Annotated in this window: 9 protein-coding genes; 4 read left to right on the top strand and 5 right to left on the bottom strand. The window is 37.8% G+C overall.

All coding sequences use genetic code 11. The annotated features are described in order from the left end of the window. The first annotated feature begins 385 nt into the window (after positions 1–385). Positions 386–1,189: a ZIP family metal transporter gene (locus GXX20_10395; GenBank protein HHW32063.1), complete on the top strand. Its 804-nt coding sequence runs from the start codon at positions 386–388 to the stop codon at positions 1,187–1,189. 179 nt (positions 1,190–1,368) lie between these two features. On the opposite strand, the gene GXX20_10390 is transcribed toward GXX20_10395, so the two are convergent. The 3 genes from GXX20_10390 to GXX20_10380 form a co-directional block, all read right to left on the bottom strand. Beyond that, complete coding sequence (locus GXX20_10390; GenBank protein ID HHW32062.1) at positions 1,369–1,530, bottom strand: rubredoxin; 162 nt, start codon at positions 1,528–1,530, stop codon at positions 1,369–1,371. Positions 1,531–1,684: 154 nt separating this feature from the next. Beyond that, a complete protein-coding gene (locus GXX20_10385; protein ID HHW32061.1) occupies positions 1,685–2,665 on the bottom strand; it encodes an rRNA methyltransferase in 981 nt (326 codons plus the stop codon). Between the two features lie 367 nt (positions 2,666–3,032). After that, a complete protein-coding gene (locus GXX20_10380) occupies positions 3,033–5,210 on the bottom strand; it encodes a peptidase M4 (GenBank protein HHW32060.1) in 2,178 nt (725 codons plus the stop codon). Between the two features lie 311 nt (positions 5,211–5,521). On the opposite strand from GXX20_10380, the gene GXX20_10375 reads away from it, so the two are divergent. Continuing rightward, complete coding sequence (locus GXX20_10375; GenBank protein ID HHW32059.1) at positions 5,522–5,938, top strand: transcriptional repressor; 417 nt, start codon at positions 5,522–5,524, stop codon at positions 5,936–5,938. 41 nt (positions 5,939–5,979) lie between these two features. Further along, positions 5,980–6,573, top strand: coding sequence for a rubrerythrin family protein (locus GXX20_10370; protein ID HHW32058.1), 594 nt, complete (start codon positions 5,980–5,982; stop codon positions 6,571–6,573). An 84-nt stretch (positions 6,574–6,657) separates the two neighbouring features. On the opposite strand, the gene GXX20_10365 is transcribed toward GXX20_10370, so the two are convergent. Further along, positions 6,658–8,457, bottom strand: coding sequence for an ABC transporter ATP-binding protein (locus tag GXX20_10365; protein ID HHW32057.1), 1,800 nt, complete (start codon positions 8,455–8,457; stop codon positions 6,658–6,660). A gap of 34 nt (positions 8,458–8,491) precedes the next feature. After that, positions 8,492–10,768 carry an ABC transporter ATP-binding protein gene (locus GXX20_10360; GenBank protein HHW32056.1) on the bottom strand — a complete coding sequence of 759 codons (2,277 nt, stop codon included), beginning with the start codon at positions 10,766–10,768 and terminating at the stop codon, positions 8,492–8,494. Between the two features lie 185 nt (positions 10,769–10,953). Here GXX20_10360 and GXX20_10355 point away from each other — a divergent pair, with 185 nt between their 5' ends. Next, complete coding sequence (locus tag GXX20_10355) at positions 10,954–12,561, top strand: gamma-glutamyltransferase family protein (protein HHW32055.1); 1,608 nt, start codon at positions 10,954–10,956, stop codon at positions 12,559–12,561. The last annotated feature ends 133 nt before the right edge of the window (positions 12,562–12,694 follow it).

The following is a 12,694-nucleotide window of genomic DNA, read 5'->3' as shown; positions in this document are numbered from 1 at the left end:
GTGTTATTATTCATATATAACTCATGGTACTCCTTTGCTAATGTTTTTCTTTGGTTATTAAACATTTTACAATGGATTACCATGAGTTTTCTATATATTACGGCATTTTATTTTACAACTTCCCAGGCTTCAGCCTTATAACTCTTTAATTAAAAGTACTGACAGCAAAGACACGCTTCTCTGTCTCATCAGGAAAAGCATTGAAAATATACAAAATACTATTTTGTAGATCTAAATATATGCTATTAATTGACATAAAGCATCTTCTTGATATAATTATCTCGAAGGTTAATTAATTTAATCTTATGCCATTTTTTAAAAGGTGAATGGACTAATAGTTCATCATCTGAAATTATATTATTTATTTTCCGGGAGGACTAGACTAATGCAGTGGTTCATGGAACAAAGCGGTATTACACAGGCATTTCTAGCTTCATTATTTACCTGGGGTATGACTGCGGCAGGTGCAGCTCTCGTATTCTTCTTTGTTAGAGTCAGGCAAAACATTATGGATTCTATGCTTGGATTTGCAGCAGGTGTAATGACTGCAGCCTCATTTTTTTCCCTTCTTAATCCGTCATTAGATTTTGCTTCAGAAATTGGAATTCCAGGTTATATACCTGCAGTAACAGGATTTTTGGCAGGCTGTGCATTTTTATGGCTGACTGACAGGCTTGTCCCTCATATGCACAATGAAACAAAGCATGTAGAGGGATTAAGGAGTAAATTGGGTAAATCTTTTTTATTGATCCTTGCAGTAACAATTCATAATATTCCTGAGGGTCTGGCTGTAGGAGTAACTTTTGGTGCTGCTTCTCAAATTAATGATAAATCTATGTTGTTTGGAGCCGTAGCTTTAGCTATTGGTATGGGTTTGCAAAATTTTCCGGAAGGAGCCGCTGTATCGCTTCCTGCCCGTCAAAACGGTAATTCTGTGTTTACTTCATGGTATTACGGACAATTTTCTGGTTTGGTAGAAATACCAGCTGCCCTTTTAGGCGCCCTGGCCATAACTTATGTGAAACCCATTTTGCCTTATTTCATGTCCTTTGCCGCCGGCGCAATGATATACGTTGTATTTGATGAGCTTATACCTGAAGCGCATGCTGACGGTAAGAAAGCAATTGTCACCATAATGGCAGTATTGGGTTTCGCAGTGATGATGTTTCTGGATGTTGCCCTTGGATAGAAATATGAAATATTAAGATATGAAATATTAAGAAAAATAAATAAGATTTATATAATTTGAAATGCCCGCGTTATTAGTTGAATATAAACCATTGGCACGGGCATTAAATATCTTACACATTATCGGAATATTGACCAAAAAACACAAAGCATACAAAAGGCTTACAAAATCATGTAAAATTATAATATTTCTTCAAAATCTTCCTTTCCTGCTCCGCAGAGAGGGCATACCCAATCTTCCGGAAGGTCTTCAAAAGCTGTCCCAGCAGGGATGCCTGTATCTTCATCCCCTACTTCCGGGTCATATATATAGCCACAAAGAGTGCATTCATATTTTGACATTTTTCTATCTCCTTTCAATTTAAAGATCGCATTATGCGTTTTTATGGAAATACCATCTATATTTGGATAAATTATATCATAAAATTTTATAAACTGTAAATAACATAATATAAATCTATTTTATTCTATTTGATTAATTATTATTAATAAAAAATTATTCAATTTCAGGAAAAACCGAACCCCAGCTTAAGTTCTTTGCAATACGATATAGTTCTTTATCTTTCCGTGTTATAGTCTTCCTGCTTATTCCATCCGGACTGCATATCTCAAATTCAATATGTCCCTTCCTTATTTGAGGATGACGCAACACTCTTCCCGTGATAAGCCGTCCTTCCAAACGGGAAACAGCTATAAAAGAAAACTTTTCATCTTCATAGGAAAGTTCACCTGCCTTCACCTGCTTATGGAGACGTGAACGGGAAACTCTCTGGGAAAAATGGCACCAATTGCCTTCCTCTATTGGACAAGTAATGTTGCCAGGGCAAGGTGCTGCTATCAAGGCCCTCTCACCAACAAGAATCTCACGGGCTTGTCTAATCCTTGAAAATCCTGCGGGCGTACCAGGTTCTATGATAACCAGGGTATTTGCAGTAACCTGCCAGAGTTTCCGGATAAAATCGTTTCTGTGCTGTTCATCAATTTCTCCCAATACATAGGAAGCAGTTATCAGGTCATGGGATGATGTATTCCAGTCACCAGTAATATCTGTTCTGATCCATTCTGCATTTTGTATAAAACCAGATGATGAGTATTTAGCCAATCTCATCCCTAATTCAATCATATCCTCTTCTCTTTCAAGAAGGGTTGCAGCACGTAATCCTGGATATACTTCCAAAGCCGCCCATATGGCGGTTCCAGGGCCTGCTCCTGCATCCATAAATGTTTCAGGATTCCATTGAGGGAGAATTTCCTTTACCTTCCTTAGTGCTGAGTACACAGCGGCATAGGTGGCAGGCATGCGAAAAGCAACATATGCATTTACTTCCTCCCGTGATTTTATAAAGCTCTTTCGGGAAGTTGGTTTATTATTGCGGTATCTGCCTGAAAGTTCCGATACCACCCCGGCAAGTCTCCTGGAGGATAAAGATGAAAGTTCCGATTCCAATGCATTTCTCAAATCCAACGGAAGTTCCATGTATACAGTTATTCCTTTCCATATGCAAGAAATTGAAGCTATTATCAGTTTAATTAGGCTATCTTTGTTCCAATTGCGGTATAATCACTATTGATAAAAGCTTTTTGACCATACGATTATACCACGTTAATTATACCATGTTGTTTATAAGTTATTTGCAAGAGTATTAGATATTATTGCTTAGCTTTATCAATCACCATTACAAATATTCAGACTTATAATTTGTATATAAGTTTATTTTTTCAATACATTGTATCTCATATTTTAAATAATAAAAACGCTCCTTCCCGAGATAAACAGTTTAATCGTTATTATCCTACTGTTTATCTTAAGGAAGGAGCCTCACCTTTTAAACTATTCCTCTTAACTATCTATTCAGATAATTATATATAATAACTGCAGACTCAGCTCTTGTAATTTCTCCCTTAGGATTAAAATACCCATCAAAGCCGTTTATAATTTTCATACCATAGGCTAATGTAATATGGCCTATCAGATCAGGGTTTGTTTCTTCTACATCCTTGAACGGGAAGTTGTAAATACCCTTAATGCTGGCAACCTCATCTAATTTCATAGCCCTGATCAGGTACTTTATCGCATCTTCTCTTTTTATGAAAGCTTCAGGGTCTTTCTCTTCAGCAGTTATTATCTTCTTTCTTATAAGATAATTGTACATTTTCTCTACTTCTTCTCCATCCATAACATCACTTAACCCAGGAGAATAGTAGTTGTTTATTATTTTAATCAGTAAAGCAAAGTATTCTTTTTGTTTTATTTGCTGATTGGGTCTAAACTCGCTGCCTTCAAAGCCTATACCGTATTCAGAAAGCATGTTTATCTGCTTTTCAGCATAATGTCCTTCAATATCAGTGTACTCAGGAATCTTGGTTTCTTTATAAGGAGTACCGTCATAATTTAAAATTTTACCAGTATAAGCATCTAAATTATATGGCTTGCCGGATTTGAGGACATAAGCCAGTTTCATCTCAGGTTTTATGTCAGAATAATCTCTTATTTCTAAATCCTTTGGATAAACTTCTTTATATTGAAGTTCCAGTCCAACCTCTTGGAATAAGGCTTCATTTGCTTTTTCTTCTGAAATCACCCCGTCAAGTGAAGGGAAGTCTATATCGTACCATTCCATATAAAATTCTGTTACTTTTTGCCTTACAGCATCGTATCTTACTGTAAATCCGTTTCCGGGGAATGGTATTTCATTCACTATTCTGTTAAAACGGAATGAATATGATTTGGGAAGTTCAGCACTCTTAAGTATTATAGGCTGATCAGATTCTTCTTCATCTAACTCAACAAGCTGGTATTTGTCAGGCTTAAATTTCTTAACAAACTCTTCAACAGCAGCCTTTGCGGCCTCACTGTCGTCTACTGCCTTATCGTTCTCGTTATATGGGACACTGATATAAAAGCTTGCAATTTCTCCTGTTTTAGCATTAATCTTTACACTTGCGTACCTATATATTTCATCTTCATCTACATCAGGATTGTTTCTAAATGTTAGGTTCCAAAATAGATCATCTTTATTGTTCCAGCTTCTGGAAAGAATATATCTGTCCAGGTTCATTTTTTCATTATCAAGTCCAATTTCGCTGCTATTTCTGGCAATCTTTTCAGCTTCCTCAAGAGAGATTAATTTTGAAATTTCACGCACTTCTTTTTCTTCCTCAGGGGAAAGCCTTATTTCTCCTCCATCCCCTGCCCCGGCCATTTCTTTCGTTGCTTGATCCATAGCTACCTGGGATACAGTGTTATAGATAATATATCTTGTACCAAACTCTATTCTTTCACCTGTGAGAGCATCTATACCAATAGAATTATTGTTATACTTTGGAATATAAGTCGGGAACACCTTGAGTTCATCTTTAACATTGCTGGACTGATATATAAGTTCTAATCCCATTTTTTCCATATAAGCTTTTTGAGCTTCCTCAACTGAAATGACTATTGAGGCATCAGGAAATTCCAGCCCTTCGGTCCAATAATAATTGTATGATACAACATCACCTGTATTACGGTTTACAGCTACATATATTGAATTATTATAATAAGGAACACCGTTTTCTATTCTTATGTAATTAAAATAATAGGAATTATCTCCCAGCTGGATCTGGTCTACTTCATAATATTTGATATTATCAATAACTGATGGGTTTACCTTCCTGATAAAATTTTCAGCAATAGTCTTAGCCTCATCTCTGCTTACTTTTGGAAACTTAAGTCCGTCATCCTGGTAATATTCTCTCTTATACTGGTCATACCACAGCAAAGTACCGTCATTCCTGATGCGGACACTTATACTTCCGGTATAATCATCCTTGCTGCTCCAATAAAGTTCCCAGTAATCCATATCACCTTCATTCCCAAAGCTTGATATAATTTTATAGTCTTCAGGAACCTCAATTAAAGATTTTGCCGCCTTAATGGCATCCTCAAGTCCTTTGTCATCCCCAGCAGCAAAACCCTGCAACGGAATAATAGCAGTTACAAGCATAAGCATTGCAACCAATACAGCTAGTAATTTCTTCAAATTGACCACCTCTTATTATTATTTTTGCCAGCATTTTATAACCATATATAGCCATTTACGGTTATAGACTAATCAATATCAATTTAGGTTCCATTTTTTCATATTTATTTAAATAAATTTTCATAATTATTGACAAATACAATTAAAATGTGATTATTTCAATGAAAGTGTGGTAAATAAGAAATTAATAAATTAATAGTTTATATATTTTTCTAAATATTGACAATGTTATCATCTGTTATTATAATAAAAATGTAATGATTACAAATTTATTATAATTTTATTTTTATTGTTCTTTGGAGCGTTTCAAAATGATAAACAGGGACAATATCACTGAAATATTGTTAAGTAAGAATATTAAACCTTCTTATCAGAGAATTAAGGTTTTAGAATATCTTATTGAAAAACGGAGTCATCCTACTGTCGATGAAATATACGGTGCTCTTGTTAAAGAAATACCCACATTATCTAAAACTACCGTATATAATTCGTTAAACCTGTTCATGGATGCTAATCTTGTTAAAATAGCATTAGTCGAGGAAAATGAAGCGAGGTACGACATTGCTTTTACAGATCATGGACACTTTATATGTGAATCATGTGATTATATATATGATTTCCCCATTTACCTGGAAGAGTCCCAATATCCCTCTTTAGGAAACTTTCTGATAAAGGAAAAAAATGTTTATTTCAAAGGCATATGTTCAAAATGCCTTTCTAATAAATAAATAAATACAAAAATATAAAATTAGTGAGTGGAGGTAAGAATATGAAAAGTTTAAAAGGAACAAAAACTTCGGAAAATTTGATGAAAGCATTTGCAGGGGAATCCCAGGCACGCAACCGTTATACTTATTATGCCTCAATTGCTGACAAAGAAGGCTTTAAGCAAATGAGAAATATCTTTATTGAAACCGCTGATAATGAAAAAGAACATGCAAAAAGATTTTTTAAATTCCTTCTTGCAGGATTTGAAGGAGAATTACCAACCAACATAGAAATTACTGCTGATTTTCCTGTTGCTCAGGGTACTACTCTCGACAACCTGAAAGCTGCTGCAAAAGGAGAAAATGAAGAGTGGTCAATGCTTTATCCTGAATTTGCCAAAGTAGCGGATGAAGAAGGTTTTCCGGAGATTGCAAGAGTATTCAGAGCAATATCATATGCAGAGAAGAGGCACGAAATAAGATTCAATAAACTTATTGCAAACATTGAAAATGATACCGTTTTCAAAAAGAACGAGACGGTTCTTTGGAAATGCGGTAACTGCGGTTACATACACGAAGGCGCCGAAGCTCCAAAGGAATGCCCTGCCTGTGCACATCCACAAGCCTTTTTCGAACTGTTCGTAGAAACTTACTAATCTGCAGGAAAATCAGGGACGGTTCTTCTGCTTCCGCCAAAAACGGAAGCAGAAGAACCGTCCCTTTGTTTTCCCCCTGTTTCCTCAATCTTCAAACTGGCTATTATAGAGAGTGGCATATTTCCCGTTTTTACCGATAAGCTCTTCATGCTTACCCATTTCTACTATATACCCATCTTCCATCACAATAATTAAATCAGCATCTCTTATGGTGGAAAGCCTGTGGGCAATAATAATGCTTGTTCTCCCTTTCATGAGATTTTCCATGGCTCTTTTTATAAGTATCTCCGTCCTTGTGTCAACCGAGCTTGTAGCTTCATCCAATATCAGTATTTTAGGGTCTTTAAGTATAGCCCTTGCAATGGTAAGCAACTGTTTCTGCCCGGATGAAATATTATTTGCCTCTTCATTTATCTCCATATTATAGGAATTGGGCAATGTCTGTATAAAGTGGTGTGCACAGGCTAACTTAGAAGCCCTGATAACTTCTTTATCCGTAGCCTCAAGCCTTCCGTACCTTATGTTCTCCATAATAGTGCCTCTGAACAGCCATGTATCCTGTAACACCATTCCTATATAGCTTCTTAACTCTTCTCTTTTTATGTTTCTAATGTCAACTCCGTCAATCAAAATTCTTCCGCCATTAAGCTCATAAAATCTCATCAGGAGTTTTACAATAGTTGTCTTCCCGGATCCGGTATGCCCTACAATAGCAACTCTTTGTCCGGGCTTAATATTTACAGAAAAGTCTTTTATAACTGTCTTATCTTCCTCATAGCCAAACCTGACATTCTCAAAAATCACTTCTCCTCTTATATTCCCAAGAGTTTCCCTTGTGCCGGCTTCCTCGGTAATCTCCTTCTCTCCAAGGAATTCAAAAACCCTCTCGGAAGCCGCTACTGTTGACTGAATGATATTTGAAATCTGTGCAACCTGCACTATGGGTTGAGTGAAACTTCTGATGTACTGTATAAAGGACAGTATATCCCCTACCTCTATGGTCTTCCTGACAGCCAGGTATCCTCCAAGTATTGACACTGCAACATATCCAAGATTACCTATAAAAGCCATAATAGGCTGCATCATTCCTGATATAAACTGTGCTTTCCAGGCTGCATCGTAAAGCTTATGGTTTATTTTAACAAATTCCCTTGTTGCCTTCTCTTCTCCGTTATAAGCTTTCATAATAATGTGGCCGCTAAACATTTCTTCCACATATCCGTTAACTTCACCCAGAAATTTTTGCTGGTCTTTAAAAAACACCTGGGACTTTCTGACCACTGAAAATACCAATATGGTAGATAAAGGCAGCATCAACAGCGCCAATAAAGTCATCTGCCAGCTGATCGAGATCATCATTACCAAAACACCAATCAAAGTGGTAATTGACGTAATAATTTGTGAAAGAGACTGGTTGAGAGTCTGGCTCACGGTATCAACATCATTTGTCACCCTCGACAATACTTCTCCATGGGTAACTTTGTCAAAATATTTCAAAGGCAGCCTGTTAATCTTCTCTGATATTTCTTTTCTTAGATTAAAAGAAACCTTCTGTGCCACTCCTGACACAATAAATCCCTGGATGAATGAAAACAATGCGCTCAGTGCATATAGAACTATAAGAATTATTATAATTCTGCCTATATATCCAAAATCTATAGAAGCCCCTTCAACACCCCTTACTTTTTCAACCAGGCCTTCAAATATTTTGGTTGTGGCCTTGCCAAGTATTTTGGGACCCACTATTGAAAAAGCTGCACTTCCGAAAGCAAATATTACAACAATTAAAAATGCTGCATTATATGGCCTAAGATACTGCAAAAGCTTTTTCATAGTACCTTTAAAATCCTTAGGTTTTTCCGCTATCCTCATCATAGGGCCCATTCCCCTGCCTGCCGCAGGTCTCCGGGAGAACTCTCTATTGTTGCTCATATTCCAATTCCTCCTTTGAAAGCTGGGAGTAAGCTATCTCTTTATAAATTTCACAGGTCTTCAGAAGCTCTTTATGAGTGCCCTCTCCCACTATTCTACCCTCATCCAAAACTATAATTTTATCTGCATCCATAATAGTACTGATCCTCTGAGCAACAATAATGACCGTACAGCCTTTTATTTCCTCTTTCAGGCTTTTCCTTAGTGCTCTGTCCGTTTTAAAATCCAATGCTGAAAAGCTGTCATCGAATATATAAATACCGGGATTCTTTGCAAGAGCCCTGGCTATTGTCAACCTTTGCCTCTGGCCTCCTGATACATTTGTACCTCCCTGGGTGATTATAAAGTCATAGGCTCCTTCCTTCTCCCGGATAAATTCTTCTGACTGGGCTATTCTGGCAGCCTTTATCATATCCTGGTCAGAAATATTATCCCCGCCATATTTTATATTACTTTCTATAGTCCCTGAAAACAGTATTCCTTTCTGGGGCACAAACCCAATTTTTTCCCTCAGGTCTTTCTGAGTAATATTTTTTATATTCACTCCATCAATTAGTATTTCTCCTTCAGTTACATCATAGAACCTGGGAATAAGATTAATAAGAGTAGATTTTCCGCTGCCTGTGGAGCCTATTATAGCCGTGGTTTCCCCCGGATTTGCCGTGAAATTTATATTATACAGCACAAACTCTTCTGCACCAGGGTATTTAAAGCTTACATTCTTAAACTGTACCTGGCACCTGTTGCCCTTTCCAAGTGAAACCGGATTCTCCGGATCCTTAATCAATACATCGCATTCTGTCACTTCAAGTATTCTTTGAGCCGAAACAGCAGCTCTGGGCAGCATGATTGACACCATTGAAATCATCAGAAAGGACATTATTATCTGCATTGTATACTGCATGAAAGCCATCATGTCCCCAACCTGAATATTTCCGTAATCAACCTGGTGAGCTCCCACCCATATAATCAACAATATCAGTCCATTCATTATAAGCATCATGGCAGGCATCATAATGGCCATCAGGCGGCTTATAAAGAGATTCGTCCTGGTAAGGTTTCTGTTGGATTCATCAAATTTATTTTCCTGAAACTTTTCGTTATTAAAAGCGCGGATAACAAGCATACCCGTTAAAGATTCCCTAATTACCAGGTTCACCCTGTCTACCAGCTTCTGGACTGATTTAAATTTAGGCAGTGCAATGGATGATAAAACAACTACTAAAGTAAGTATTGCCATGACGCCAACAGCAATTATCCATCCCATTGAATAATTATTGGATAAAGCTCTTATTACTCCGCCTATTCCCAGGATTGGCGCATAAAACACTACTCTGAACAGCATGGTCATGAGAATCTGAACCTGCTGGATGTCATTGGTACTTCTGGTTATCAGTGAGGCGGTAGAGAACTTGTCAAATTCGCTGTTTGAAAATGAAGTTACCTTCCTGAATATCGTTTCTCTTATATTTCTTCCAAGGCCTGCAGCCACTTTAGCAGACAGAAAACTTACAAGTACTGTGGCAAAAGCTCCTATGAGGGCTATGCCCAGCATAAGACCTCCCACCTTGAGAATGTAATTACGCTGCAACCTGGCTGTATCAACACCTATAGACTGGTACTCATCTGTAATATAAGCTATTGAAGATTGTGTAATCATTTTTTCCGGTATTTGGTCAATTTTCCCGTCAATAATTTTTAAAATCCCTTCCAACTGCTCCTTTGGCAGCTTAGACAAAATATCAAACGGGTCCGCTCCGGAAGGAAATCCACTGGAAGGCAACCCTTGGAAACCTTCAAATAATGACATGTTGCCAAATGACATATTACCCTCGGCGGGCATACCTTTCTCTATCATGTATAAAACCAGCAGTCTTCTTCCAAGTATTCTGTTTAAGTCTTCTAACAGCAATTTGTCAGAAGTATTTATCAAATAAATATTTTCCTTCTCAAGGACAGGATACTTTTCAACAAAGGTCTCATATTCCCTTGAACTCAGCGAGTCCTTGCTTAACAGCCTAAACCCCTTGACAAATAAATTATTTTCTTCATCAGATAACAGAAGGTTAAGTTTCTTGTACTCACTTTCCCTGATTACCTGAGGGACGGCGCTATCTATGCCTCCTTGCTGAATTCCTACATTTACAATATCCGACATATAATCAGGCAAGGATAAATCGCATACTGCCTGCAGGAATAAAAGCAGGACAATTAATAAAATATATAAGCTGAAAGATTTCAAATGCCTAAATAATTTAAGCATAAAACTCTCCTTTTAATTATTCATTTCATTATTTTAGCATAAATTCAAAATCAAAAAAATAAAAAACATTTTCTACAAATGATATAATAAAAAACAATATATTAGCAATACCAGTAACATATTAGCAAACAGATTATTAGTATTCCGGGTATAAATAAGTATATATCATAGAAAGGAGGAATAACATGGATTTTGACGCTTTGACATACAAATACCCATCCAGGAGACACGTAATATACGCAAAAAAGGGTATAGTGGCAGCGTCCCAGCCCCTGGCGGCACAAGCAGGCCTTGAGATGTTAAAAAAAGGAGGCAATGCTATTGATGCTGCTATTGCCACCGCAACCTGCCTTACAGTAGTAGAACCTACTTCCAACGGAGTAGGAGGAGATGCTTTCGCATTAATTTGGACAGGCGGAAAGCTTTATGGATTAAATGCAAGCGGTCCTGCCCCAAGAGAAATATCAGCTGAAATTATAAAGAATAAAGGTTATGATTCCATTCCAAAATACGGTTGGATTCCTGTAACGGTACCTGGAGCTCCATCTGCCTGGGCAGAGCTTTCCAAACGTTTCGGAAGACTTCCTTTATCTGAAGTAATGAAACCCGCAATTGAATATGCGGCTGAAGGATATCCTGTATCACCTGTAATCTCAAAACTGTGGAATAAAGCATTCATTACTTTCCGAAGCCGTTTCAAAGGTGAGGAGTTCAAACATTGGTTCAGTACTTTTACCCCAAAGGGCACTCCTCCAAAAGCCGGTGAAATATGGAGATCTGAAGCTCTTGCCAGGACATTGCAATCCATTGCAGATACATATGCAGATTCTTTCTATCACGGTGACTTATGCGATAAAATCGATACATTCTCCAGACAACATGGAGGTTACCTTAGAAAATGGGATCTGGAAAACTATAAGCCTGAATGGGTTGAACCTGTCAGCATAAATTACAAAGGATATGATATCTGGGAAATACCCCCCAACGGACATGGTATAGTAGCCCTTATGGCATTAAATATTTTAAGCGGTTTTGACTTTAGAGATAATGAAGACATTGAAACAGTTCACAGGCAAATTGAAGCCATGAAACTGGCATATGTGGATGGTCAGAAATACATAGCCGATCCCAGGAAAATGTCGGTGAAAACATCTGCTCTGCTTTCAAAAGACTATGCGGCAGAAAGGCGTAACCTTATAGGTTCAAAAGCTCTTATACCTGAAGCAGGGCAGCCTCCAAAAGGAGGGACTGTTTATCTTGCGGCTGCAGACGGAGAAGGAAATATGATTTCCTATATTCAAAGCAATTATATGGGCTTTGGTTCAGGGCTTGTTGTTCCCGATACAGGCATAAGCCTGCATAATCGGGGATGCAATTTTACATTGGACCAAGATCATGATAATTGTATTGAACCGCTAAAAAAACCATACCACACAATTATCCCCGGATTCCTTACAAAAGGCGGCAAACCCGTAGGCCCCTTCGGAGTTATGGGTGGATTCATGCAACCTCAGGGCCATGTTCAGGTTATCATGAACACCGTAGATTTCCACATGAATCCTCAGGCTGCTCTTGATGCACCGCGCTGGAGATGGGTTGAAGATAAAAAGGTATATATTGAAAAAGGATTTTCTAAGAAAGTGGTTGATGCTCTGATAGATAAGGGGCACGATATTGAAGTAGTTTCTGATGAATCATCTTTCGGCAGAGGCCAGATAATCTGGGTAAACCAGGAAGGTACCTTGTGCGGCGGTACAGAGCCCAGAGCAGACGGCGCCATAGCTTCATGGTAAGAAATATATAATCGAGTAGGAGGTAGGTGATTAATTCACCTACCGACCTCTCACACCACCTAGCCTACGGTCCCGTACTAGGCGGTTCCCAAGTTTACGCCGTTACGGTTTTGTAGTAATCCCAGAAAAATGT

Source organism: Clostridiaceae bacterium, from assembly GCA_012840395.1.
Lineage (GTDB): Bacteria > Bacillota > Clostridia > Acetivibrionales > DULL01 > DULL01.
Note: the sequence above shows the minus strand (reverse complement) of the source record. Positions and strands in the feature narration are given on the sequence as shown.